At 40.2% G+C, this 25,049-nt stretch carries 33 protein-coding genes and 1 other RNA gene; 25 read left to right on the top strand and 9 right to left on the bottom strand.

Going from position 1 to position 25,049, the window contains the following annotated elements; translation table 11 throughout:
- The first annotated feature begins 10 nt into the window (after positions 1-10).
- The 6 genes from eno to MHH65_RS15945 all read left to right on the top strand — a co-directional run bounded on the left by eno (position 11) and on the right by MHH65_RS15945 (position 4,668).
- Positions 11-1,303, top strand: coding sequence for a phosphopyruvate hydratase (eno, locus tag MHH65_RS15970; protein ID WP_003212752.1), 1,293 nt, complete (start codon positions 11-13; stop codon positions 1,301-1,303).
- A gap of 257 nt (positions 1,304-1,560) precedes the next feature.
- Complete coding sequence (locus MHH65_RS15965; RefSeq protein WP_024423498.1) at positions 1,561-1,830, top strand: hypothetical protein; 270 nt, start codon at positions 1,561-1,563, stop codon at positions 1,828-1,830.
- A gap of 58 nt (positions 1,831-1,888) precedes the next feature.
- Positions 1,889-2,656: an ABC transporter ATP-binding protein gene (locus MHH65_RS15960; protein WP_024423497.1), complete on the top strand. Its 768-nt coding sequence runs from the start codon at positions 1,889-1,891 to the stop codon at positions 2,654-2,656.
- Positions 2,628-4,025 (top strand): hypothetical protein, encoded by a 1,398-nt coding sequence (locus MHH65_RS15955; RefSeq protein WP_098677547.1) that lies wholly within the window; start codon positions 2,628-2,630, stop codon positions 4,023-4,025. Before MHH65_RS15960 ends, MHH65_RS15955 begins: the two co-directional genes overlap by 29 nt.
- Entirely contained in the window at positions 4,022-4,390 is a 369-nt protein-coding gene (locus MHH65_RS15950) for a hypothetical protein (protein WP_098677548.1), read from the top strand. The genes MHH65_RS15955 and MHH65_RS15950 overlap by 4 nt, the downstream gene beginning before the upstream one ends.
- Complete coding sequence (locus tag MHH65_RS15945; protein WP_024426069.1) at positions 4,387-4,668, top strand: hypothetical protein; 282 nt, start codon at positions 4,387-4,389, stop codon at positions 4,666-4,668. The genes MHH65_RS15950 and MHH65_RS15945 overlap by 4 nt, the downstream gene beginning before the upstream one ends.
- Positions 4,669-4,699: 31 nt before the next feature.
- Here the strand turns inward: MHH65_RS15945 and MHH65_RS15940 are convergent, their stop codons facing one another.
- A complete protein-coding gene (locus MHH65_RS15940) occupies positions 4,700-5,155 on the bottom strand; it encodes a GNAT family N-acetyltransferase (RefSeq protein WP_098677549.1) in 456 nt (151 codons plus the stop codon).
- Between the two features lie 15 nt (positions 5,156-5,170).
- On the bottom strand, positions 5,171-5,635 hold the full coding sequence (locus MHH65_RS15935) for a hypothetical protein (protein WP_098677550.1): 465 nt from the start codon (positions 5,633-5,635) through the stop codon (positions 5,171-5,173).
- Between the two features lie 119 nt (positions 5,636-5,754).
- On the opposite strand from MHH65_RS15935, the gene MHH65_RS15930 reads away from it, so the two are divergent.
- Positions 5,755-6,387 (top strand): NAAT family transporter, encoded by a 633-nt coding sequence (locus MHH65_RS15930; RefSeq protein ID WP_098677551.1) that lies wholly within the window; start codon positions 5,755-5,757, stop codon positions 6,385-6,387.
- A gap of 55 nt (positions 6,388-6,442) precedes the next feature.
- Here the strand turns inward: MHH65_RS15930 and MHH65_RS15925 are convergent, their stop codons facing one another.
- Positions 6,443-6,979: a GbsR/MarR family transcriptional regulator gene (locus MHH65_RS15925; RefSeq protein WP_024423490.1), complete on the bottom strand. Its 537-nt coding sequence runs from the start codon at positions 6,977-6,979 to the stop codon at positions 6,443-6,445.
- Positions 6,980-7,247: 268 nt separating this feature from the next.
- Between MHH65_RS15925 and MHH65_RS15920 the strand changes: the two genes are divergently transcribed.
- The 4 genes from MHH65_RS15920 to MHH65_RS15905 are packed head-to-tail and all read left to right on the top strand — an operon-like array spanning position 7,248 to position 10,705.
- Entirely contained in the window at positions 7,248-8,396 is a 1,149-nt protein-coding gene (locus MHH65_RS15920; protein ID WP_025094044.1) for a betaine/proline/choline family ABC transporter ATP-binding protein, read from the top strand.
- A gap of 13 nt (positions 8,397-8,409) precedes the next feature.
- Entirely contained in the window at positions 8,410-9,063 is a 654-nt protein-coding gene (locus tag MHH65_RS15915; protein ID WP_024426063.1) for an ABC transporter permease, read from the top strand.
- A gap of 13 nt (positions 9,064-9,076) precedes the next feature.
- Positions 9,077-9,994, top strand: coding sequence for an osmoprotectant ABC transporter substrate-binding protein (locus MHH65_RS15910; RefSeq protein ID WP_024426062.1), 918 nt, complete (start codon positions 9,077-9,079; stop codon positions 9,992-9,994).
- Positions 9,995-10,015: 21 nt separating this feature from the next.
- Positions 10,016-10,705, top strand: coding sequence for an ABC transporter permease (locus tag MHH65_RS15905; protein ID WP_024423486.1), 690 nt, complete (start codon positions 10,016-10,018; stop codon positions 10,703-10,705).
- 80 nt (positions 10,706-10,785) lie between these two features.
- On the opposite strand, the gene MHH65_RS15900 is transcribed toward MHH65_RS15905, so the two are convergent.
- From MHH65_RS15900 to MHH65_RS15890, 3 genes are all read right to left on the bottom strand, one after another.
- Positions 10,786-11,106: a helix-turn-helix domain-containing protein gene (locus MHH65_RS15900; protein WP_024423485.1), complete on the bottom strand. Its 321-nt coding sequence runs from the start codon at positions 11,104-11,106 to the stop codon at positions 10,786-10,788.
- A 70-nt stretch (positions 11,107-11,176) separates the two neighbouring features.
- The gene (locus MHH65_RS15895; RefSeq protein ID WP_024426061.1) at positions 11,177-11,578 is read right to left on the bottom strand and encodes a transcriptional regulator; all 402 of its coding nucleotides are present in this window, start codon (positions 11,576-11,578) and stop codon (positions 11,177-11,179) included.
- A 130-nt stretch (positions 11,579-11,708) separates the two neighbouring features.
- A complete protein-coding gene (locus tag MHH65_RS15890) occupies positions 11,709-12,113 on the bottom strand; it encodes a helix-turn-helix transcriptional regulator (protein ID WP_024426060.1) in 405 nt (134 codons plus the stop codon).
- A 154-nt stretch (positions 12,114-12,267) separates the two neighbouring features.
- Between MHH65_RS15890 and MHH65_RS15885 the strand changes: the two genes are divergently transcribed.
- The 9 genes from MHH65_RS15885 to MHH65_RS15845 all read left to right on the top strand — a co-directional run bounded on the left by MHH65_RS15885 (position 12,268) and on the right by MHH65_RS15845 (position 18,868).
- Positions 12,268-12,501 carry a helix-turn-helix transcriptional regulator gene (locus MHH65_RS15885; RefSeq protein ID WP_024426059.1) on the top strand — a complete coding sequence of 78 codons (234 nt, stop codon included), beginning with the start codon at positions 12,268-12,270 and terminating at the stop codon, positions 12,499-12,501.
- A 29-nt stretch (positions 12,502-12,530) separates the two neighbouring features.
- A complete protein-coding gene (locus MHH65_RS15880) occupies positions 12,531-12,821 on the top strand; it encodes an AbrB/MazE/SpoVT family DNA-binding domain-containing protein (RefSeq protein WP_024426058.1) in 291 nt (96 codons plus the stop codon).
- Positions 12,822-13,006: 185 nt separating this feature from the next.
- The gene (gene secG / locus MHH65_RS15875; RefSeq protein ID WP_003212746.1) at positions 13,007-13,240 is read left to right on the top strand and encodes a preprotein translocase subunit SecG; all 234 of its coding nucleotides are present in this window, start codon (positions 13,007-13,009) and stop codon (positions 13,238-13,240) included.
- 124 nt (positions 13,241-13,364) lie between these two features.
- Positions 13,365-14,111, top strand: a complete 747-nt coding sequence (locus MHH65_RS15870) for a carboxylesterase (protein ID WP_024423480.1) — start codon at positions 13,365-13,367, stop codon at positions 14,109-14,111.
- Between the two features lie 19 nt (positions 14,112-14,130).
- Positions 14,131-16,473 (top strand): ribonuclease R, encoded by a 2,343-nt coding sequence (rnr, locus tag MHH65_RS15865; protein WP_024426057.1) that lies wholly within the window; start codon positions 14,131-14,133, stop codon positions 16,471-16,473.
- 139 nt (positions 16,474-16,612) lie between these two features.
- Complete coding sequence (gene smpB, locus MHH65_RS15860) at positions 16,613-17,083, top strand: SsrA-binding protein SmpB (protein ID WP_012011279.1); 471 nt, start codon at positions 16,613-16,615, stop codon at positions 17,081-17,083.
- Between the two features lie 174 nt (positions 17,084-17,257).
- Positions 17,258-17,620: a transfer-messenger RNA gene (gene ssrA, locus MHH65_RS15855) on the top strand.
- A gap of 431 nt (positions 17,621-18,051) precedes the next feature.
- Positions 18,052-18,255 carry a hypothetical protein gene (locus tag MHH65_RS15850; RefSeq protein WP_065214778.1) on the top strand — a complete coding sequence of 68 codons (204 nt, stop codon included), beginning with the start codon at positions 18,052-18,054 and terminating at the stop codon, positions 18,253-18,255.
- Positions 18,256-18,364: 109 nt separating this feature from the next.
- Positions 18,365-18,868 carry a hypothetical protein gene (locus tag MHH65_RS15845; RefSeq protein ID WP_065214777.1) on the top strand — a complete coding sequence of 168 codons (504 nt, stop codon included), beginning with the start codon at positions 18,365-18,367 and terminating at the stop codon, positions 18,866-18,868.
- Between the two features lie 57 nt (positions 18,869-18,925).
- Here MHH65_RS15845 and MHH65_RS15840 read toward each other — a convergent pair whose 3' ends face one another.
- Positions 18,926-19,105, bottom strand: a complete 180-nt coding sequence (locus tag MHH65_RS15840; RefSeq protein WP_034623886.1) for a hypothetical protein — start codon at positions 19,103-19,105, stop codon at positions 18,926-18,928.
- Positions 19,106-19,176: 71 nt separating this feature from the next.
- On the bottom strand, positions 19,177-20,151 hold the full coding sequence (locus tag MHH65_RS15835; protein ID WP_098677552.1) for a hypothetical protein: 975 nt from the start codon (positions 20,149-20,151) through the stop codon (positions 19,177-19,179).
- Positions 20,152-20,651: 500 nt separating this feature from the next.
- On the opposite strand from MHH65_RS15835, the gene MHH65_RS15830 reads away from it, so the two are divergent.
- Positions 20,652-21,125, top strand: a complete 474-nt coding sequence (locus tag MHH65_RS15830) for a hypothetical protein (RefSeq protein ID WP_224426629.1) — start codon at positions 20,652-20,654, stop codon at positions 21,123-21,125.
- A gap of 7 nt (positions 21,126-21,132) precedes the next feature.
- Positions 21,133-21,702 carry a hypothetical protein gene (locus tag MHH65_RS15825; RefSeq protein ID WP_098677553.1) on the top strand — a complete coding sequence of 190 codons (570 nt, stop codon included), beginning with the start codon at positions 21,133-21,135 and terminating at the stop codon, positions 21,700-21,702.
- A 92-nt stretch (positions 21,703-21,794) separates the two neighbouring features.
- Here MHH65_RS15825 and MHH65_RS15820 read toward each other — a convergent pair whose 3' ends face one another.
- Positions 21,795-22,031 (bottom strand): hypothetical protein, encoded by a 237-nt coding sequence (locus MHH65_RS15820; RefSeq protein WP_098677554.1) that lies wholly within the window; start codon positions 22,029-22,031, stop codon positions 21,795-21,797.
- 239 nt (positions 22,032-22,270) lie between these two features.
- Between MHH65_RS15820 and MHH65_RS15815 the strand changes: the two genes are divergently transcribed.
- The 3 genes from MHH65_RS15815 (at position 22,271) to MHH65_RS15805 (ending at position 24,994) form a co-directional block, all read left to right on the top strand.
- Entirely contained in the window at positions 22,271-23,872 is a 1,602-nt protein-coding gene (locus MHH65_RS15815) for a histidine kinase N-terminal 7TM domain-containing protein (RefSeq protein WP_034623881.1), read from the top strand.
- A gap of 256 nt (positions 23,873-24,128) precedes the next feature.
- A complete protein-coding gene (locus MHH65_RS15810) occupies positions 24,129-24,584 on the top strand; it encodes a DUF6376 family protein (protein ID WP_098677555.1) in 456 nt (151 codons plus the stop codon).
- Between the two features lie 104 nt (positions 24,585-24,688).
- A complete protein-coding gene (locus MHH65_RS15805) occupies positions 24,689-24,994 on the top strand; it encodes a metal-sensing transcriptional repressor (RefSeq protein WP_012011272.1) in 306 nt (101 codons plus the stop codon).
- The last annotated feature ends 55 nt before the right edge of the window (positions 24,995-25,049 follow it).

The raw sequence follows: 25,049 nt of genomic DNA, 5'->3' as shown, positions 1-25,049 counted from the left end.
AGAAATAACGATGCCATACATTGTTGACGTATATGCACGCGAAGTATTAGACTCTCGCGGTAACCCAACAGTTGAAGTAGAAGTTTACACAGAATCTGGCGGCTTTGGCCGTGCGCTTGTTCCAAGTGGTGCTTCTACTGGTGAATATGAAGCAGTAGAACTACGTGACGGAGACAAAGACCGTTACCTTGGAAAAGGTGTTCTGACAGCTGTAAACAACGTAAACGAAATCATTGCACCAGAGCTTTTAGGCTTTGATGTAACAGAACAAGTAGCAATTGACAAAATGTTAATCGAACTTGACGGAACAGAAAACAAAGGGAAATTAGGCGCAAACGCAATCCTTGGCGTATCTATCGCTGTAGCGCGTGCGGCTGCTGATTTCTTACAAATTCCACTTTATCAATACCTTGGTGGATTCAACTCCAAAACGCTTCCAGTACCAATGATGAACATCGTCAACGGCGGAGAGCATGCGGATAACAACGTAGACATTCAAGAATTCATGATTATGCCTGTAGGTGCACCGAACTTCCGTGAAGCACTTCGCATGGGCGCTCAAATCTTCCATAGCCTGAAATCTGTATTAAGCGCAAAAGGCTTAAACACAGCTGTAGGTGATGAAGGTGGATTCGCTCCAAACCTTGGTTCTAACGAAGAAGCACTTCAAACAATCGTTGAAGCGATCGAAAAAGCTGGCTTCAAACCAGGTGAAGAAGTGAAGCTTGCTATGGATGCTGCATCTTCTGAGTTCTACAACAAAGAAGACGGTAAATATCATTTATCAGGTGAAGGTGTTGTGAAAACATCTGCTGAAATGGTTGACTGGTATGAAGATATGGTATCAAAATACCCAATCATCTCTATCGAAGACGGCCTTGATGAAAACGACTGGGAAGGTCACAAACTATTAACTGAGCGCCTTGGCAGCAAGGTTCAGCTAGTAGGAGACGACTTGTTCGTTACAAATACGAAGAAGCTATCTGAAGGAATCAAAAACGGCGTTGGTAACTCAATCCTGATCAAAGTAAACCAAATCGGTACATTAACTGAAACATTTGATGCAATCGAAATGGCAAAACGCGCAGGATATACAGCTGTTATCTCTCACCGTTCTGGTGAAACTGAAGACAGCACGATTGCAGACATCGCTGTTGCAACAAACGCTGGACAAATCAAAACAGGTGCTCCGTCTCGTACGGACCGTGTGGCGAAATACAACCAATTACTTCGCATCGAAGATCAATTGGCTGAAACAGCACAATATCACGGCATTGCAACATTCTATAACTTGAATAAATAATGTCAGCTATGCGCTGCGTTCCGCTCTTTCATGAGAGCGGGGCGCAGCGTTTTTTTGTGTTAAGCGAAATCCGCTGGCTGATTCATTTGGCTTATCCTATTTCTGTAAAAAATCCTTCTTCAGTTAGAGAAGAAGGCAAAATCCCCTCCATTTATAAGCACTAAATCATGAAAAATCGACTAAAAATATGATCTGAAATGAACTTATGCTTTCTGTAAGGGGGTGGTATCATTTTACATATATTAGGGGGTGATGAGATGCTGAATCCTTTTAGCCTTCGTTTTCCAGTAGGTGTATATATGTATGTTCTTCACCTATTGGCGGCATATGATGAAAGGAAGCAACGAATTCTAACTTCTAAGAATGTACAGAAAAACGCATTTTGGATTTATGTCCTTGCCGCTATATTGGGCATTATTTCACTTGGAGCATTGATCTGGGCATGCAAGACCTTTGGACGAGGCTCCAAATTTTTAGGTGAGTTCAAATTATTAGGCATGTACGTTAAAATCCAGTGCGGTTTTTAACAGGGATGAGAACAGATGCAAGGGCATCTGTTCTATCTGAAACAAACGGAGGGATATGATGCTGACATTACGATTAAAAGAAAAAACATATAGCCGCACCTTCTCTCTCCGCAATATTCAAATGAATGTCGAGAAAGGGCAGATGCTGCTGCTTTTGGGGCATAATGGTGCGGGAAAGACGACGATAATCCAATCCATGTTTGGGCTGACGCCATTTAAAGGATGCGTCACTTTACATGGTAAACAGCTGAACCTTCAATCCTCAGAACATATCTCCTTATTGAAAAAACATGTTTCCTATATTCCTGACGAGCATTCATTGTTCGATTATTTATCACCGAGGGAATACTTTCAATTACTTCAGCTGCCAAATGAGCAAGATGTCACACGGGAAGAGACGTTCATCGATCTGTTTGAGCTGGGTTCTTATATGGATCAGCCTATCGCTCAGCTGTCTCATGGCAATCAAAAGAAAACGCAGATCATTTCACAGCTCCTCAGGCCATGTGATTATTATGTGTTTGATGAGCCAACGAACGGACTTGATCCAGATATGATGATCATCTTAAAAAAGGTGCTCATGAAGCTGAGAGATCAAGGCGCTGGCATTCTCATTTCAACCCATCATTTGAGCTTTGGTGATACGCTTTATGATCATCTCATGATCTTAAGAAATGGGGACGTCAAGCTGGATATGTCCCGCCAAGAAACGACTCAGACATTTCCTCATCAGGCACTTGAAGAGATTTATAAAGAAATGAATCGAGATTACTATATGCAGGTGGAGAGGTTACTCAATGATTTGGACACGACACGTTCTTCATAAAATAGAATGGGGGATGCTGACAACGAAAGGAAAGCAGCTTGCCAAAAAGTACCCTATACAGCTTCTCGCAGCCGCGGTTTTTTTCTTGCTCATGTATGCGATATACGTCGTCATCAGCCTGCGCTTTTTTATGCAGGCAGGAGAAACTGAGCCGGCTGCTATTTATCTTCAATTGATGAAAATGACGCTTTTACTTTTAGGCGCAGGTATTGTGTTATCCCGCAATAAATTAAAGCGCCAAGAATATCAATTCTACTTTTTGAATAGTGCGATACAAAGTGTGCCATTTGTCCTTTGTGTGTATTTCTTTCCGATGCTCTTTTGTTTTCTCATGGTAGGACTGCTTTTTTTACCGATTGTCTTAGGCCTTTTGATCAGCGGTGTTACGCCATCTTTGTATTGGATAACGGCTGTATGCATGACTTGCTGTGTACTCGCGCTGCTTGCACTTGCTTCTTGGATGGTGATGCGGATTGCTGTGAGCCGTTTCGTCTCAAAAACAAAAGAGCATTTACTGCTGCAAACGCTCGGCTTTGCGGTGCTGAATCTATTGGTGTTTCTCCTTTTGAAAAAAGCAATGGAAATGATCCGAGTATGGCCATCAGTCTATCTCATATTTCTCGTGCTCCTTCTAAGCGCTGGCTGGCTATGGCTGAAGGGGTTAGCGGCTTCTTATGTCCATCAGATGTTTTTGCAGCTGAAAACAGAGGTAAAGTCGTTTTCTTACAAGAAAATTAGAACGGAATCTTCCTTTCTGACGCACCTGCGGCAGGAATTGGTCTATTTCAGCCGGTCAGCTGTTTTTAAAGAACAGGGCATTTTGTTTTTATTTCTCGTTTGTTTGACTGCGGGGTTGCCTATTGTTTTTACACCTGTAGAAACCGGCTGGATGTATGCCTTTATTGTGCAGTATGCATTAAAGGAAATATTGATCATGCTTCCACTGATGATTGGCAGAGAATATCATATGAATCAAAGGGCCATCTTTATGTTAAATACATCAAAGGGTGCTTATTTATTGTCGAGAATTTTATTTTATTACGCTATTAATTTGTTGATATATTTTGTGTTTATTGGGTTTGCATCTATGGTGATAGGTATTGAAAGTGAAGGTCATGGCCTCGCAAGTTTGTCCATTTTGTTGATCACTGCCATGGCGGCCTGTACAGGGTTTATCGTGAAGATCAGTGAGTTTAATAAACTGTTTGTCATCGTGATGATGATTGCTGTATTCAGCTTCATCGATATGCTTTTATTGAAGTGGCTTTCAGCAGATGTGTATCTTCTCGCCACCGCCTATCTGTTAGGTTCACTTGCATTTTATAGCTGTATATATACGGTCATGTTAAAGAGGCCTGTCTTGCGATGATAGAACTTGTGTGTAGTTTCCTAGCGGTTGTGATGATACATGAACTCGGTCATATGCTGATGATCATGTTGTGTAACAAGATCGAAAAAAGGCCGCTCTTTGATTTTGTGATCACGATTGATTGGAAGCATGTGGCGGTCGTCCATGAGAAATTTGTCCGGCCGAGCTTCAATATGATAGTGGCACTTGCAGGCCCGCTCTTTCCAGTGCTTTGTTCGCTTGTGCTTTTTATGATATGGAAGCATCCTGTAAGTCATCAGCTGCTGTTTTTTTCTTTACTGAATACGGTGATGCTGCATCCAGCTTGCCCTGACGGAAAAAATATCACAGCCAGTTTAAAAGAGATGAAGGAGAGAAAGAGATGATCAAAGTATTTCATTCGTTTTCCAGCGGTATAACACTTGCGATGCTGTATGTATTTGCTGTGTTTATGACCCCTGTTTTTTTACTGCTGCTAGAGGTCAATCATGTTGAATCAAGCCCAACATTGTTTGGCATGCCATTTTATATCATGAAAATTGAAGAGTATCAATTCAGCTCAGAGGCGACGCTCTTTGGATGTGTGGTCTGCTTTTTAGCTGGCGCCGTGCTTTATTTCTTCATTCAATATGTGAAGCATGTGGTAAAAAAGCGCAGAACATAAAAAAAGCAGACGGAACAAAACATCAGTCTGCTTACAAAGTGAGTGACAGCCGTACCATATCCATACACTGAATGCCATTTTCAAAAATCGGTTCATCATAATGCTTAAGAAAGAAATCGTGGTCGATAGATATCATGCGGAAGCCGCATTTCTGATAAAGTGCGAGTTGCTGAATGCTCGAGTTGCCTGTGCCGATTTCAACCGTGTGAAAACCTGCGGCTTTCGCTTCAGCAATGGCATGGCGGATCAGCTGCTTCCCAATTCCTTTTCCTTGCCATGATTCCTTCACGGCGACATTGATGATTTCGACTGTCTGCTGAGACAGAGATAAAAGCACATAGACACCAATCACGTCCCGATCATGATACGCGGCATAACAAGAGCCGGATTGCACATAAGTAAGAACCTTTTCCTTTGAAGGATCAGCTAAGAGTAAAAGATCCATAGGGACGGATTGATCACCTGACAATGGCCGAATGTGTATCATGTTTTTTCATCCTTTCTATTCTTTAATATATCCTTGTTTCACACCCCAATCATATTGATCCTGTACCCATTGTGAGGGCGGATTGTGAGTGACATTTGGGTCTTTTTTAACAGTTGGTTGCCTTGTAGCCTGTGCGCTCTGTTTATTCGCTTGAGCAGTGGCTTTCGCTGCTGTCAGCTCTTTTTGAAGCTGGTCAATTTTTGCCTCAAGTATTTTACGCTGCTTGACTTCTTTTTGATAGGCTTTCTTTTCGTTTTTGAGCTTTTTGGTGATGGTAGACAGTTTCTTTTTTTGATCTTCGTTTTCATGCTTCATATCCGCTTGATCTGATGTTAACTTCGAAAGCTGCTCGTCGTTCGTTTTGCTTTCTTGCTGATGTTTTTCCTCAGCTGCTTTGATGGTCTGCTGCTGCCAAACCATCCAGCCGGCTGCTCCTAAAACCGCAACAGATAGAAGGATGATGGTGATCGTCTTCTTCATGTGTCATTCCCCTTTCTATAAAACCTTTATTATCATCGGTTAAATATAGACAGGTTTTAACATCACAAGGGAATATTCACATCAGATTGGCAGACACTATGAAAAAAGGAGGGTGTCTGTTGATTTCCTTTATGATTCATGTCGTGGTCTCATTATTTGCTGTATCAAACCCTATTGGAAACGTGCCTCTTTTCATCACTTTAACAGAGGGATATACAGAGAAAGAACGCTCCCAGACAGCCAAAAAAGCCATTGTGGTCTCTTTCATTATTCTGGTTGCCTTTCTATTGGCTGGGAGGCTCATTTTCAAATTGTTTGGGATCGATATTCATGCACTCCGTATCGCCGGAGGTATTTTTATTTTTGGTATCGCTTACAATTTACTGAATGCCAAGGAGTCACATGTCCAAAATCCTCATTCTGAGGAAAAGGCAGAAAGCATAGAAAAGGCGGATGTTTCCGTTACGCCGCTGGCGATTCCGATCATCGCTGGTCCCGGTACAATCGCTACAGTGATGAGTTTAACCCCGGGAAGTCAAGGGATGCTTCACATGTTTACGATTTTAATCGGCATTGTCATCGTTCTGGCAATGACCTTTTATGCCTTTCATTATTCAAGTTTCATTATGCGGAAAATGGGGAAAACAGAGATGAATGTCGTGACGCGGTTAATGGGATTAATTCTTGCTGTAGTGGCAGTTGAGATGATCGGCGCAGGCTTAAAAGGGATGTTTCCAATGTTTATGTCATAAGTGTATATAAAAAAGCTGTTTTTTTCTACAATGATGTAAAATAAAACAGCTTTTTTTAAGGTTTCGGCACATGCTTAAACACTTCTTCACTTTCAAAGAATTCAATTAAGCGGCTAATCCAATCATAATAATCAAGACTTTCCTTGATTTCTGAAAGAAGCAGATTGATTTTATTCTCTGTCTCTTCTGGCAGGTCGTCCTGTTCAAGCAGCTCCAGCAATTCCTTGCACGTTTTCTTATGTGCCTTGCGGTTTTTGCTGACAACTCGGGACCAATTGGCTGCAAACAAGGAAATAAACGTTTGGTATTGATCTTGCTCAACGTCATATAGATCTTTACGTATTCCTTTTTCATAAACCTTTTCCGCAATATTCAAATCAAGCATTTCTCGAACGACTTGACTCATTCTCGTTTTGCTCATGCCTGTCGCCTCTGATAGCTCTCCAAGCGTCATTGGTTTACGGTTCATGTGAATGATACCAAGCACTCTACCCACTGTAGAAGAAAGACCAAAGGCATTCATGTTCTCGGCAGCTTTTTCAATATAATGATCCTGTGCTTTTTGAATGGCACCTAACGCTTGCTTGTCCACTCCCCGATTCATCCCTTCACGACTGACAATTTGTAACACAATATATCATATACCTGTTTGTTGATGAAAACAATAAATATTGAGTATTTGCTCGTAATTTGGAGGAAAAAGGAGAGATCTCTATCTAGCAGGCCGTTAACTGAAAATTTTAAATAAATGTTATGCAATACAAACACATCATAAACTTTTTATTTTATAAAGTTTGCACTATAATAAATAAGGTGTAAATTTTCTGAAAATATTGATCCGACTAATGGAGGTGTCTCATTTGCTGAAACTAGAGAATGTATCTAAGACGTATAAAGGCGGAAAAAAAGCTGTCAAAAATATTGATTTAGAAATAGCAAAAGGAGAATTTATTTGTTTTATTGGACCGAGTGGCTGTGGTAAGACAACAACCATGAAGATGATCAACCGACTCATCGAACCTTCCTCAGGAAAAATCTTCATCGAGGGAGAAAACATTATGAAAAAAGACCCAGTTCAATTAAGAAGAGAAATTGGCTATGTGATTCAGCAAATTGGACTGTTCCCCCATATGACCATCGCACAAAACATTTCACTTGTTCCGAAGCTGTTAAAATGGCCGGAAGAAAAACGAAAAGAACGGGCACGTGAACTGCTGAAGCTTGTCGACATGGGACCGGAATATTTAGAGCGCTACCCTCATGAACTCAGCGGAGGACAGCAGCAGCGCATCGGTGTTCTTCGCGCACTAGCAGCGGAACCCCCTCTGATCCTAATGGATGAACCGTTTGGCGCACTTGATCCAATCACACGAGATTCATTGCAGGAAGAATTTAAGAAACTGCAAAAAACGTTAAATAAAACCATCGTATTCGTCACACATGACATGGACGAAGCTATTAAACTAGCTGATCGAATTGTGATTTTAAAAGATGGAGAGATTGTCCAAGTAGGTACGCCTGACGATATTCTGCGGAACCCAGCCAATGAATTCGTAGAAGAATTCATCGGCAAAGAACGTCTGCTTCAATCAAATCCGAATATGGAACGTGTAGAACAAATGATGAACACGTCACCAGTCACCGTTACAGTTGAAAAAACATTAACAGATGCCATCTACATCATGAGAGAAAAGCGGGTCGATTCCTTGCTTGTAGTAGATGAACATCATGTGCTAAAAGGCTATATCGATATTGAAACAATCGATGCGAACCGCAGAAAAGCAGCTTTCGTTGGTGATATTTTAAATACAGAGTTCTATACCGTACAAGAAGGTGCACTTCTAAGAGACACTGTCCGGAAAATCTTAATACGCGGCATTAAATATGTACCGGTTGTGGATGCAGAAGGGCACTTAAAAGGCATTGTGACACGTGCAAGTCTTGTAGATGTTGTGTACGACTCCATTTGGGGAGACGATACGCCGGCGGCTGTCACTGAAATGAAGTAAGGGAGGTGTACACATGGATCAAATCATCGACTTTCTAGAGAAAAATGGTGGGGAACTCCTCACAAAAATGTGGGAGCATTTATATATTTCCTTAATTGCTGTTGTGCTTGGTATTATCGTTGCCGTTCCTTTAGGTGTGGTACTCACACGAATGAAGCGAGGCGCAGGTTTTATCATCGGTGTTGTGAATATCTTTCAAACACTCCCTAGTTTAGCGATTCTTGCCTTTTTTATTCCTATTTTGGGGGTTGGGAAAATACCTGCAATCGTTGCTCTCTTTTTCTATTCGGTTTTACCTATTTTAAGAAATACGTATGCCGGGGTCCAGGGTGTGAACAAAAACTTGCTTGAATCCGGTAAAGGAATCGGGATGACAACTTGGGAACAAATTCGTCTTGTTGAACTCCCGCTTGCTGTACCGGTCATTATGGCAGGTGTCAGAACGTCAACGATATATTTGATTGGCTGGACAACACTTGCAGCCTTTATCGGTGGAGGCGGTCTAGGTGACTACATTTTGATTGGACTTCAGCTGTATCAGCCGGAATTTATTATTGCGGGTGCGATACCAGTCACAATTTTAGCAGTCATCATCGACCTATCATTAATGAAGCTGGAGAAAAAAGTAACACCAGAAGGCTTAAAAGGATTGAAGGAAGTTTCATAAGGAGTTGGCTTATGTGAAGAATCGAAAAACAACATGGATCAGTGCACTGCTTGCCGGATGCTTGCTATTGATAAGCGGCTGTTCACTTCCTGGACTAGCCGGCTCCTCAGGGGGCACGCTGCGAATTGGAGCACAAAACTTTACCGAATCAGAAATTATGGCCTATATGGTTGGCGATATGATCGAACATTACACAGATAAAAAGACGACTATTGTGAAAAACCTAGGCTCCAACACTGTGCAGCAGAAAGCAATGGAAAACGGAGATGTCGACATTTCTGCGACAAGATATTCAGGCACGGATTTAACAAGCACGCTTGGAATGGATGCGGAAAAAGACCCGGAGCGTGCCATGGAGATCGTCCAAAAAGAATTTAAAAAGCGATATGATTACAAATGGTTTGATTCTTATGGATTTGATAATACGTATGCCTTTGCTGTGACGCAGAAGATGGCGAAGGAAAACAAGTTAGAAAAGGTCTCTGATTTGAAAAAGAATGCGAACAATTACCGATTTGGTGTCGATAATATTTGGCTCAAAAAGAAAGGCGACGGCTATGACGGGTTCGTGAAAACATACGGAATCAAATTTGGCAGCACATATCCGATGCAGATTGGTTTAGTCTATGATGCATTAAAAAATGAAAAAATGGATATTGTGCTTGCCTATTCAACAGATGGACGAATCAAGGCCTATAACCTTAAAATCTTAAAAGATGATAAACGGTTCTTCCCGCCGTATGATGCATCACCAGTAGTCCCGGAGAAAGTCTTAAAAGAAAATCCAGGGCTTGATAAGGTGATCAACAGGCTGATCGGAAAAATCGATACAGAACAAATGCAAGAGCTGAACTATCAAGTCGACGGGGAGCTTCAAGAACCAGCAACCGTTGCGAAGAATTTCCTGAAAAAACACAATTACTTTGAGTAAGATGGGGAGGTGTCACGGCTGATGGACACACTGCAGCAATTATGGACGTATTATCAGCAGAACGGGTCATATGTGTTAGAAGAATTTTATCGCCATTTTCTCATGTCGGCGTATGGGGTGTTGTTTGCGGCAATTGTCGGGATTCCAGTAGGCATCTTTGTCGCGCATTACCGCAAGCTGAGCAATTGGATCTTCGCCGTTACCAACGTCATTCAAACGATACCGGCATTAGCGATGCTTTCCGTATTGATGCTTGTATTAGGACTTGGCGCAAATACAGTCATCCTATCACTCTTTCTGTATTCGCTTCTGCCGATCATCAGAAACACGTATACGGGCATTGTCAGCATTGAACATGCTTATTTAGAATCAGGTAAAGCGATGGGCATGACGAAATGGCAAGTGCTGAGAATGGTTGAATTACCGCTTGCTTTATCAGTCATTATGGCTGGTTTAAGAACCGCACTGGTCATTGCCATCGGTATTACAGCGATTGGAACATTTGTGGGCGCGGGAGGACTTGGTGATATCATCATCAGAGGATCAAACGCCACAAACGGAACAGCTATCATTTTAGCAGGTGCGATTCCAACTGCGCTTATGGCTATTATGGCTGACCTCGTCATGGGCTGGCTCGAACGCTATTTAAGCCCGACAAACAAGAAAAAGGAAAGAAAAGCGTTAGCTGAAAAAAACATCACATCTGCTTAAGCGGTTGAAAAGACAAAACCTCCCTTACATCTGTAAGGGAGGTTGTTTTATGATGATCAGGTGGTCCGCATGCTGGTATTTTATGATTCAAGCGTGATCCATTCAGAGGACCACTTCGCAATTTCCTCAAAAACGGGTGCAAGTGAACGCCCCATATCTGTTAAAGAATACTCAATGCGCACGGGTGTTTCAGCAAAAACCTCCCGTTTTACAATACCTGCTGCCTCCAGCTCTTTTAATCTCTCAGATAAAACTCTTCCACTTAAATTTGTCAGAGCCGCCTCAATTTCACTAAAGCGCTGCTGACCTGAGAGAAGCTGAAAAACAATCAGTGCCACCCAGCGTTTACTCAATAACTCAACTGCTTTTTCAAACCGCGGGCACATATCAGATTGATTCATCTTTCTTCACTCCAATCTGAACCCATTATACCGTAAATCTGTCATAAATCGGCGCAAAAAGCTTAAACATTTATGAGGACGAACGGCTGTTTAACATAAATAACAAATAGCGGTTGAGGTCCTCTATTTCTTTTTTCGAAAGGGTTGACCATATGTTACCATCAAATATTTCGAGATCATCAAGTTCATATTGCGCTGCGGCTTCCTTTATTTTGGATAAAGAAAGATCATCTTCCTCGTGCTGATGGACAGAAGAGGCCTCCTCAATATAGCCCGCAGCCTGCATCATGTCTTCATAAGGTACCTTTAACGCACCAGCTAGCTTTTTAATCGTAGGAGGTTTCGGAATGCCGCGTTTCCCGTTTTCAATACGAGATATACCGGCAGCGCTGACCTCAGAATACATCGCTAATTGGTTCACCGACAGCTTCTTTTCCTCACGTAATGCTCTTAAATATGCACCAAAGTTCATCAACGCAAAACCTCACATGGTTATAGATTCGATATGTCTATTTTACTTGATTTGTTGACTATTGGCAATAAGCACACCATGAAAATATTGACATTAGTTAATGGTGGATGTACATTAGGTTTATGCCCCGCTATTTGTTCGCCTTTTTTTGGTCGATGAGCGTGAGAAAGTATTCATTCAGCTGGCTGATGTCTTGTGCGGAGAGCCTTTCCCATTTGTCTCCGTCAAAAATGGGGAGATGTTCTACATCCTTTTGAAGCGCCGTTTGATAGATTTTTAACATGGACTCATATTTCGGTTTCATTTCATGAACTTGTTCCTGTTCAATATGACCGGCAAGCAGCATTAAATCCTCATAAGGCACCTTCAAGGCGTGTGCTAATTTTTTTATGGTTAAAGGCTTTGGCACACCGCGCTTTCCATTTTCAATACGAGAAATACCAGCAGCGCTTACACCTGAATACATGGCAAGTTGATTGACCGACATTTTTCTATTTTCTCTTAAAATGCGTAATTGTTCACCAAAGTGATTCATGACATCGAACCTCACATTTCAGTATATGACTTATTTTAGTATGATCATTGACCAAAGGAAATAGCAGAGGGGTAAAAGTGTTGACATAAGTTAATGAATCTGCTTGATGTGAGAGCCTTACATGTTGTACATAATGATTCCATAGGAGGTTGTAATGATGGTCGAAAAGATTCAGATCAGGCGGGCTTTTGTCATGCAGTATATGATCGAGAACGATATGTCGTTAAATCAGCTCGCTGATGAAATTGGCATCTCTCCTGCCACACTTAGCAGGGTATTAAATGGTCACCGAAAACCAGGACAGCTTGTCATTGGCAAAATGATTCATTACTTTGATAAAAAATTTGAAGATCTATTTTACTATGAAGATATTGACAAAAGTCAATAAATGATATCATCATCAAGGAGGAAATGTCATTGAAAAGGACTGGGATGGTCAGACACATTGATTCTCTCGGCAGAATTGTTCTGCCCTCAGAAATGCGCAAGGTACTCAATATTAAAGAAGAGCAGCTGTTAGAAATTTTCATTGAAGATCAAACCATTATGCTGAAAAAATATGATGCAGATAAGAGCTGCCTGTTAACGGGACAAGTGACGAAGTACAACAAAAGCTATGGAAATGGGAGCGTGATGCTGAGTCCTGAAGGAGCTGAACGTTTGTTAGTAGAATTAAAACAGCTATTGAAGGAAGAAGCAACTCATTAAAATGTGTTTTTAACCGATAAATTTCATATAAAAATGCTGCAATCAGCACTTTGGAACGAAATTGTATCAAAATAACGAATCAAGTCGACAATATATAGGAAATCTTTATTTTGATGTTTCGTGACATGCACCTTGTTTTCATGTAAAATAAAGTTATGTGTACCAGTTTGTCTGGAGGTGTTTTCATGCACGCATTTGTTATCACATTACTCGTAATTGTCAGTATCGCACTTATCATCGTTGTATTACTACAATCAAGTAAAAGTGCTGGACTGTCAGGCGCTATTTCAGGTGGAGCCGAGCAGCTTTTCGGTAAGCAAAAAGCGAGAGGCCTTGACTTGATTCTTCACCGATTAACGGTTATTTTGTCAGTGCTTTTCTTCATCTTAACACTTGCATTGGCATATTTAGGCGTGTAAAGCGCGAGTAACAGAAGGTCTGATCTTTTTTCAGACCTTTTTTTATTATCAGCACTCTTTTGTGTTTGTTTCATACATACAAGTGGAAAATATAAACCATATCAGAAGGAAAGGAAGTCACATCATGAAAGTTGTTACACCAAAACCATTTACGTTTAAAGGTGGAGAAAAGGCGGTGCTTCTTCTTCACGGTTTTACTGGGAATACAGCCGATGTTCGAATGCTTGGCCGTTATTTGAACGAAAGAGGATATACATGCCATGCACCTCAATATAAAGGACACGGTGTGCCGCCAGAAGAGCTTGTCCATACAGGCCCGGCTGACTGGTGGAAAGATGTAGAAGAAGGCTATCAATTCTTAAAAGATGAGGGCTATGAGGAGATTGCAGTTTGCGGACTATCCCTCGGAGGAGTTTTTTCATTGAAATTAGGTTACACTGTACCTGTAAAGGGAATTGTACCTATGTGTGCACCTATGTACATAAAAAGTGAAGAAGTCATGTACCAGGGTGTACTAGATTATGCCCGTAACTATAAGAAATTTGAGGGTAAGTCAGAGGACCAAATTGAACAAGAAATGGAAGCGTTCAAGAAAACACCAATGGATACACTGAGGAGCCTGCAAGAACTGATTGCAGATGTCAGAAACAATGTCGACATGATCTATTCACCTACTTTTGTTGTGCAGGCACGTCACGATCATATGATTAATACAGACAGTGCGAATATCATTTATAACGAAGTAGAGACAGATGATAAGCATTTGAAATGGTATGAAGAATCAGGCCATGTCATCACGCTTGATAAAGAGCGGGAGAAGGTTCATCAGGATGTCTATGCATTCTTAGAATCACTTGATTGGTCAATTTAAATATATAGGGGGTTAGAGTGTGCAAAAAGAAGAATTTATGGATGAATTACTCGCTTTTATGAAAGAAGAAGCGTATAAACCGTTAACTGTTCAAGAGCTGGAAGTCATGATGGAGATTACCAATCCTGATGATTATAAAGAGCTCGTCAAAGCACTTGTGACGCTGGAGGATCAAGGACTCATCGTTCGCACGCGCAGCGACCGTTACGGTGTACCAGAAAAAATGAATTTGGTAAAAGGAAAGCTGTCTGCTCATGCAAAAGGATTTGCATTTGTAACGCCTGAAGAGTTTGGACAGGATGATATTTTCATTCCGCCAAATGAGTTAGGCACAGCGATGAATGGCGATACCGTCATGGTTCGTGTCAGCCACAAATCAAACGGCACGAAAAAAGAAGGAACGGTCATCCGCATTCTGGAGCGCAATACTCAGACGGTTGTCGGTACCTATACAGAAACGAAAAGCTTTGGCTTTGTCATTCCTGATGATAAAAAAATCACAAACGATATCTTCATTCCGAAATCCGCTAAAAACGGTGCGGTCGAAGGTCATAAAGTCGTTGTGACGCTGACAAGCTACCCTGAAGGAAGAATGAGTGCAGAGGGTGAAGTGACTGAAATCCTCGGTCATAAAAATGACCCTGGCATTGATATTTTGTCGATCATTCATAAACACGGTCTGCCAGGTGAGTTCCCAGAAGAAGCACTTCAGCAGGCAGTAGACACACCGGAAACGATTGATGAAAAAGACCTTGAAGGCAGACGCGACTTGCGCAATGAAACGATTGTGACGATTGACGGTGCAGATGCAAAGGACTTAGATGATGCCGTAACCGTGCAAAAGCTGGATGATGGCAAATATAAGCTTGGCGTGCACATTGCAGACGTTTCTCATTATGTCACAGAGAATTCTCCGATTGATCAGGAAGCTTATGAACGTGGAACGAGTGTGTATCTCGTCGACCGCGTCATTCCGATGATTCCGCATCGTTTGTCAAACGGTATTTGTTCATTAAATCCAAAGGTCGATCGTCTCACCCTGTCTTGTGAAATGGTTATTGATCGTAACGGGAAAGTCGTCAAACATGAGATTTTCCAAAGTGTGATCAAAACGACAGAGAGAATGACCTATTCCGATGTGAATAAGATTTTAGTCGACCAAGATGAAGAGCTTCTAAACAAATATGAGCCGCTAGTGCCGATGTTCCAAGAGATGGAGAAGCTTGCAGAGATTCTTCGTGACAAACGAATGGAGCGCGGAGCTGTAGACTTTGACTTCAAGGAAGCAAAAGTACTTGTAGATGATGAAGGCGCTGCGAAAGATGTTGTCATTCGTGAGCGTTCCGTTGCAGAGAAATTAATTGAAGAATTCATGCTTGTTGCAAACGAAACGGTTGCAGAGCATTTCCACTGGATGAATGTTCCGTTCATTTACCGAATTCACGAAGAACCAAATCCTGAGAAACTTCAGCGCTTTTTAGAGTTCGTGACGACGTTTGGTTACATTGTGAAAGGGACGTCAACGAACATTCACCCGCGCGCACTTCAAAGTGTCCTCGATGCTGTCAGGGATCAACCAGAAGAAGTCGTCATTCAAACTGTGATGCTTCGCTCTATGAAACAGGCGAAGTATGATCCAGAAAGCATTGGCCATTTTGGATTATCAACGGAATTCTATACACACTTCACATCACCGATCCGCCGTTACCCGGATTTAATCGTGCATAGATTGATTAGAACCTATTTGATTCAGAAAAAGACAGATGAAGCGACCTTAGAAAAGTGGGGCCAGCTGCTGCCTGAAATCGCAGATCATGCATCTACAATGGAGCGCCGCTCAGTCGATGCAGAGCGTGAAACAGATGACCTGAAAAAGGCAGAGTTTATGCTAGATAAAATCGGTGAAGAGTTCGATGGTATGATTAGTTCCGTGACGAACTTCGGACTATTCGTTGAACTGCCGAATACGATAGAAGGTCTTGTCCATGTCAGCTACATGACTGACGACTACTATCGCTTTGATGAACAGCACTTTGCCATGATCGGTGAACGTACAGGGAATGTCTACCGTATCGGTGATGAAATCACTGTCAAAGTCGTGAATGTCAATAAAGATGAGCACTCAATTGATTTTGAAATCGTCGGTATGAAGGGCACTCGCCGTAAATCACCAAAAGATTTCAAGTTCAAAAAACGAACAGATCCACCAGCGAAAAAAGGGCGTGGAGGTCAAAAAGCCTCTGGGGAAAAAGGCAAAGAGGATAAAAGCGGAAGTGACTGGTTCACAAGCCGTAAAAAGAAGAAAAAGAAAAAACGCGTATTTGAAAACGCACCGAAACAAAAACGCAAAAAGAAAAAGTAACGTGCCAAAAAGCAAATAGGGCATCACGCTCTATTTGCTTTTTGACCACATAGCGTCAGCATTGTCGAAAGCCGGATTGTTTGATAAAATAATCCGTACGATTTGGACCGTGTTTGTTTCAAAAGGAGGGTGTACGCCAATGCCAAAGGGAGAGGGAAAGGTTGTTTCCCAAAACAAAAAAGCAAATCATGATTACTTTATAGAAGAAACATACGAAGCCGGCCTAGTATTACAAGGAACTGAAATCAAATCGATTCGTGCTGGAAAAGTGAATTTAAAAGATTCCTTTGCCAAAATTGAGCGAGGAGAAGTGTTCCTTCATAACATGCATGTGAGCCCATACGAGCAGGGGAACCGTTATAACCATGATCCGCTGAGAACGAGAAAGCTGCTTCTTCATCGAAAGCAAATCAGCAAATTGATTGGTGCGACGAAGGAAGAAGGCTATTCACTTGTGCCTTTGAAACTCTATTTGAAAAATGGCTTTGCCAAAGTGCTGATCGGAATCGGAAAAGGGAAGAAGAAATACGATAAGCGTGAAGATCTGAAGAAAAAAGATGCAAAACGTGAAATCGAACGTGCCTTCCGCGATCGTCAAAAGCAATTCTAGCCTGATGCTGATGGCTTGCTGAGAGCGGAAGCATTATGCTACAATATGTTATGCAGTAAACAATCAGCGCTGTTTTGACAGAAACCACCAGTTGTTTCGAGCAGTGAGATTGTTATAATAGTTATATACGGAAGCAGTGAAGCTGAACTTCCATCCCGTATATCCCTTTTACAAGGGGACGTTACGGATTCGACAGGGATGGTTCGAGCTTAGGCTGCGAGCCGAGAGGCGATCTCGTTAACACGCACTTAAATGTAACTGGCAAAACTAAAAGTTTTAACCAAAACTTAGCACTAGCTGCCTAATAAGCGCAGCGAGCTCTTCCTGACATCGCCTATGTGTCTGTGAGGAGCCCAATGAAGTAGGCTACGCTTACGTTTCCGTCTGAGGACGTAAGAAGAGATCCATCAGACTAGCTCTCCAAGCGCCCGTCAGCAGGCATGAGGATGAGTGAACACAAAATATGTTGACTACGCTCGTAGACGCTTAAGTAATCGATGTCTCTGGACGTGGGTTCGACTCCCACCGTCTCCATCAAAACTTTTAGAATGCAGCCGTATCAAGAGTTTGAAAGCCCTTGATGCGGGTCTGGCAACATTTTAGCAACATTTTAAAAAACTTTTTCTTTCATAAAAGCTACAACTTCCTTTTGTGTGGAAGGGTATATATGGCTATAATTGTTTAGTGTTTCTGAGAACTCCTCCATTTTTTTGGAGGGGTTTTTTGTGTTAATTCAGTTACTTCAAATACAACAACTATCTATCATCCGTATTTTTGGAAAATCAAAAAACAAGTAGAGAAAGGAGGGATACATCTATCTTGTGTAATGCTTCTTATTACTTATTTTTACATAAATGTTGGAAGGCGAAAAGGAAATTTGAGATAATAAATTGAAATTACCTTGGATATACATGAAAAGTAGATGTGTAGAATGTTTGATTTTTCTCTAATTTGGGAGGTGAACTATAATGAATGGTATAGATATATTAGAGAACGCTTCAAGACTTGGTCAATTAATTCTTTTCTTCTCTGGATACGCTCTTTATTGGAAACTAGTCAAAACAAAAAAAGAGCGCCCTCTCACAAAGTACGAAAATTTCCTTAAATTTTTTGTAATGTTGGGCATGGTCATTTATTTTCTCTCGTTTTTATGTTTAAACTTGTGGGCGTAATATGTCGTTTTATGTATGATTGTGTCTAATGGGTTTAACTCTCTCTTAAAACCCTTTATTTTACATAAATGTATGATAAAGTAATTTTAAGTTAAAAGGGGGAGTTAATATGAAAAGATTGGTTTTTTTAATGTTAGCATTAGTTCTGGCTGTGACTGCCTTTGTTCCAGCTGCTGCTGCAAAGACACAAAGCACAAAGGGATTAGAAGGTTTGACAGAAGAGCAAATTGAGAAGTCTTTAAAAGAAATTGAATACATCTTCACAAAGATTATCATTTCTGATAAAGAAAAAGGCTACACCATTAATGAAGAAGAACTTGCAAAATCACATTATACAGATGCAGAGAAAAATGGCATGATCGCTTTCGCAAAATTAATGAATCAAGAAGCGACCACGAAAAGTAACACGGTAACTCGCTGTGTCGAGGATGCAGTTGGTATCGCTAAAGGTACTTTAAAGCATCTGCAAAAAGCAATAGATAAGGGAGATTGGATGACAGTGGCAGTATACTTAGGCGGTATGGGCCTTGCAATTAAGCCAAGCGTGTTATTCGTATTCATGCTATTTTGTGGTGCGCCAGTAGCCAAAATTGCTCCTGCTCAATATGAATAAGAGTAATATGTAAAATTGTCCGTCCATCTGGGCGGCTTTTTTACATTACTTGAACTTTCACTCATGCTTCTCTTTATCCCATTCTATTTCATTTCTAGACATCAGGTTTTTAACAGCCTTACGGATCGCGAGTTCATCTTTACCCGTTTTCTTTTTAAGGTCATCCATCGAAGGGTTGTTGCGAAATCGGCTCATATTATAAATGCTTCGGTATAACTTCCTTTCAAGATCCGTCACGTCATACCCTCCTACAAAAAGAATGTACGTTCGATTATAAATGTTAATAAAAAACCCTTCAACTTGAAGGGTCATTTTAAAGAAGATACTTTATCAGTAATTTTCATTTGTTCTCCAGAACGTTCATACGAGAATTTAGCCACTGTTTCATCTTCATCTATATAAGGAACTTTCCAAAATACAGCTATTTGATTGACTGTATCATTATCTTTGCCAATGTTTGCAGCTAAGTCATCACTATACATTTCAACCATGTTATAAGCGGTTTTACTTGTGTTCAACGCGTCAAATGACAAGTAAACAAGAGCTATTAATTTATTATTCTCATTTGAACCCATATCTTCGTTAATTTCAATTTTTTCAATCGATGTGGTTTTATAGTTCTCTTCGATAATTGTTTTGATTTCTATTTTTGCATCATCTTTTACCATATCTAACTCATCTTCTTCACTGTTATCTTCAACTTCTTCTAAGGTATAATCTTCATTTTTCTCTTCCTCTGCATCTGTATCTTTAGGCAAAGTTTCCTCCTCAGATATAACTTCAGAATTGTTTATTTTTAAATTTATTTCAGCAGTAGCTTTTAGTTCTGATTCACCGCTAATCTGTGAACCACTGAGGTTAGATCCATTATCTCCAAAAAGTTCTTGAACAACTTCAGTTTGTTCAAGAACCGGTAGTGTTTCGACATATATAATATATTTCCCATCATCAAATACTGTGTCACCTTCATTAAAGAATTTATACTCGAAAGATCCATCCTTTTGAACAGCTGTATTAACTATGGAGTTTTTATGGGAATTTTTTTGTTCAAGACGAATCCTTAGTTTCGTATCTTTAGGTAAGTTGCTTTTCCCGCTAAGGATAATAATTTTATTGTTTGTGATTTCATTATCCAAAGTGATCTTTACGTTTAATTTTTTTTTAGTTTCAATGCTTTCTTCTTTTTTACTGGAGTTACTTGTGGATGTGTTTTCTGCTTTGCCACAAGCAGATAAGAATAAGGCACATAAAATCATAAAGAGAAAAGTTTTAAGGTAATTCAATATTAACCCTCCGTATCAAATAATTTCCATAACAGTTTATCATATTAACAGGGGATAATGTTAAAGTGAGGGTTTTGTGGCATCATTCTGGCATTAAAAGTTTAAAAACGCTCAACTAATAATAAACAAAACATTGAATAGTAAACGTATCTAATGAATATTACAAACATACGAACCCCATCTAATAGACTCCCACCGTCTCCATCAAAACTTTTAGATTCCAGTCGCATCAAGGGTTTTAAAGCCCTTGATGCGGGTCTGGCAACATGAAATATTTAGATTAAATAAAAGAAGACGCTATTGATAGCGTTTTTTTTATGCTTTTTTAATTTTTTAACAGAAAAGCCAAATGCGAATTTTTTTACAATTTGAATGAATAGCTAAATATAACCATCTTTTAACCGATGAAATGTAGGGATGTTACACCATATATTAGTGGGTGAATTTATTAAACTTAAAGCCTGAAAATAACAGCAGGAATGCAGAAGGAGTTTATCTCAGTGAACAAAGTAAAGACTAAATCACTATTCGCCACGATGATTATGCTTGCCGTGCTGATGGTATTCGGTACAGCGTGCAGCAATCAAAAGGCAGAAAAAGAATACGCCGAGTGGTATGAGAATTACAGAAGTGATATTGAAGACACAATGTTTGCGTTTGCTAAAAAGATGGTGGCAATTGATGCAGGTAATGATGAATGGCTTGGATCTGTCGAGAAGTCACTTTTTGATGTACAAAAAGTCATTGATGAGGGTAATGAAAAGAAAAACGTTCCTGGTGCTTATAAAAAAGCACATGAGTATTTGCTAAAAGCAAACAAAGGATATCAATATGCCGTAGAAGAAACACCGAAAGCACTTGAAAATCTTGATCTTGAATCACTGGATAACATTTCGAAAAGACTCGACAAAGCATACGATCAAACAGCCAAAGCCGATGACGAAGTAGAAAAAGTCTCAAAGGATAAGGAGTAATTCACACATGAAGACAAACAAAAGGACAATGCTTTCAATATTTCTTCTAGTATTTACATTGATGCTGAGCACAGCATGCGGTAAAAATGAAGCAGCAAACGGTTCATCGTCAAATAAAACGCCGGTAAAACAAGAAAAAATTGAAAAGATGACCGATAAAGAATATGCTGCATGGTATAAGGGGTATTTAAAACGTTTTGAAGATAGAATTATGCCTTTCTTTTTTTCATTAGTTCCAATGGATGATGTTTATGATAAAGAATGGGCTAGTGAACTTGAGAAGAAAATTGATAGTCTGCGAGAATTACTTAACGAAGCCAAAGAAAATGAAAACAAAGTTCCAGATACGTATAAAAAGGTAAATAGTTACTTAGTGAAAACAGATGACAACTTAGAGCCGATTTTCAAAGATATTTTAAAGGTTGCCAAGCAAGATAAGGTAGACGGTGATGATTTAAATTTCATAGATTCTAGGATGAAGAAAGCATTAGAAGAGATGGTTCTTGCAAAAACAGAAGTTAGTAAAATTGAAGATGAGAAAGCTAAAAATGCAACAAAGGATAAATCAAAACCTTGATTTAGAAAAATAATGCTGGAACCTTTTAAAGGATCATAAACCGAACTTGGTTCACAGCAGAAAAAGAGATGCCAGATCTGGCATCTTTTTTCTTATGTACGGTTTCTCAAAGAAGACACCAACCGAACAAACAAAGGAAAAACGACAACCACTGCAATGATCATCAAAAATCCATCCGGCACAAGTTCCACAAACGTTGTCTGAATCACATAAACCGCAATCAGTAGTAAATAACTGATCAAAAATAACAATCCAGAACTTCTCTTTTCAAACGGTTTCTTCAACAGAATCAGTATAAACAGCCCCGTCATGATCATCCAAAAAGTCATATTCCTTTCGAGTCTCCTCTCCATTCATCCCCACATTGTACAGATATTTCTCCGAACGCAACATACTTCTCCCTCAAATTAAGCAAAAAGTAGTGAAAATATAAGGAATCACGAACCGATGACGCCTGAAATTTTACAAAAAACCTCCAACCAATTCAAAATCACATCTTCCCATTTGAGACGTCCTCATATATAGTAAGATTAGACTAGTTCTAAATAACTGAAATTGGGGCGTTTACATGGATTCGATTGTTTTACATTTTATTGTGATCATGAGTGTTTCTGGCATTCTGTCCGTGATATTATCAATCATTGCTCATGCAAACCGCCATCGATATATTGGCTGTCAATTGTTTATGTACATGTCTGGAGCAACTGCGATTTATATCTTTGGGCATACGTTTGAATTATTGGCTCGTACTCCTGGAGAAATCATGTTCTGGGTTTGTTTTCAATACATAGGTCTTCCGTTTATCGCACCGCTCAGTCTGCTGATTGTGCTGCAATTTACGGGGTTCCATCAATATTTAACAAAGCGCCGCGTGCTTCTCATCTTATTGATTCCAACTCTCACAACCATTATGGTGTTCACCAACTCTTTACATTCACTCTTTTATCGAAGCATCACGATGAATCCAGTAGATGGGTTTTTATTGGCTGATTTTACGATTGGCTATTGGTATATCATTCATGGCGTTTATACGTTTGGCTGTTCGATGCTTGCTATCTTTATGCTGCTTTGGTTTTTACGTGTCACAAAAAAAGAATATTTAAAGCAGATTCTGATACTGTTAGTGGGAATGTCATTACCAATTTTGACTTCTTTTATTTATTTATTAGGTGTTACACCCCTACATATTGATCCGGTTCCTGTGGTGATGTTTATCACCAATGCACTCTATTTATGGGCAATTATGTCATTCCAGCTCTTTAAGCTCTCTCCCATTGCAATGGAGCGTGTGTTTGAGCATATGTCTGAAGGGGTTCTGATTTTAGATCGATATCGGACACTCATTGATTACAATCCCGCTGCTGCATCGATCATACCAGCACTTGCGAATAAAAAGGGAATTGGCTATAAAATCGACGATATTTTCTCAGCAATCATCAAAGATTCAGCGTTCATTCAATGGCTGCGCTCTCCGCAGGATCATTCGCAATATGATTTAATGTGGAAAAAGGAAAAAGACCAGTCCTGCTATTATCATTTGACCGCTTCGTCTCTATTTAATAGAAGAGGAGAGATCGAAGGCAGGCAAATCGTGATCAGTGATGTAACAGAGCAGCGTTTGCTGCAGGAAGAGCTGGAGCGTCGTGCGTATATCGATGGTTTGACGAATATTTTCAATCGTTCTTCTTTCATCGAACGAACGCAGATGATCTTGGAAGAGGATGCACAGGATACGGCTGTTATGCTGTTTGATATTGATTTTTTTAAACAAATCAATGACACACACGGACATCATATCGGGGATGAAGCGCTGCGTCATGTTGTCTCTATTTGTCAGGAGCATTTACAAATGGATGATTTATTTGGACGATATGGGGGAGAAGAGTTTGCCATTTGTCTGCCTCATCAGTCATTTAAAGAGGCATGTCATATCGCGGAAAAAATAAGACATTCGTTTGAAGCAAGTTTCTTTACGAATGATGAGGAAAAAGTGCGAGTGACAGCGAGCTTTGGAATTGCTCACACAGCCAATGATCCTTGTGTATTAGAGACACTTCTATTTGAAGCGGATCAGGCCTTGTATATGTCAAAACGCCAAGGACGGAACCGGATTTATGCATCCACTGGTAAGGGCCATGTGCTGTATCAAGAGCAGGATCTTCCGAATTGACTGTTGTCCTGACATTCGATATGATAAACATAACATTTGAACGGTTTCCTAAAGGGGAGTAGCTTTTACGGTTTGGTCGTCATTACAGAAACATCCGTTGTTTCTCGGCTATTCCGGCATGAACAATGTTAGCCAGACCTTTGCCTATCACACATGAGGCAAAGGTCTGGCTATTTTTAAGGTCTTTTTGCATCTGTGTGATAGAGAAGCGGAACAAATGATGCTTTTAATCCTACAGATGAAAGGATGATCGATCTTGAAAAAATATGTGATGGCTTTCCTATTTTCCGGAACGCTTGTATTAAGCGGGTGCTCCGGCTTGCTTGATCAGGTCAACGATACAACGACGTATGTCACTGAGGCAAATGACTATGTGACGGACATTCAGCAATTTACAGAGGAATTTCCAAAGCTCGCTGAAGAAGCTGTGCAAAACGCCGCCAAAAAGGCAGAATTAACGCAGCAGCTTGAATCGTTGAAGGCAGACATACAAGATTTTAATGAAGTCACAGCGCCAAAAATGGCAGAAGACCTTCATGCACAAATCATTGAAAAAAATAAAGTGCTGTCAGAGGAGATTCAAACATATATACAGCAATTGAAAGCAGGCGATATCGATGTTGCCGCCATACTGGAGGATCAGCAGGGATTGATGAAACAGCTTCAGCAATCCGTCAATCTTTTGCAGGATATCGAACAATTAACAAATTAGGACAAACAGCTTTATATGCGGTGCTCAGCATATCTTTGCCTTTTTCGGTGGAGATATGCTTTAATTTAGGTAAAGACAAGTCATAATGAAAAAAAGGTGATCACATGACAGAACATGAAGAAAGACATATGGCTTCGCCTAGAGCCGAAAAGGAAAAGGACCAATTGATCAATCGCTTGAAACGAGTGGAAGGACAAGTTCGCGGGATTCAGCAAATGATTGAAAACGATCGTTACTGTATAGATGTTGTGAATCAAATCTCTGCAGTCAATGCGGCTTTGAAAAAAGTCAGTCTTCATTTGATGGAAAAGCATACACATCATTGTGTTGCAGATGCTATCAAGAGCGGCAATGGGGATGAAGCCATTGAAGAGTTAATGACAGTCTTTACGAAACTGACAAAATCGTAGCATTTATGTTTACATCTATACCCTACTAGGGTATAGTAAATTGTAGAAAATGATT

It is taken from the genome of Bacillus sp. FSL L8-0654, assembly GCF_038629965.1.
Taxonomy (GTDB): Bacteria; Bacillota; Bacilli; order Bacillales; family Bacillaceae; genus Bacillus; species Bacillus safensis.
Note: the sequence above shows the minus strand (reverse complement) of the source record. Positions and strands in the feature narration are given on the sequence as shown.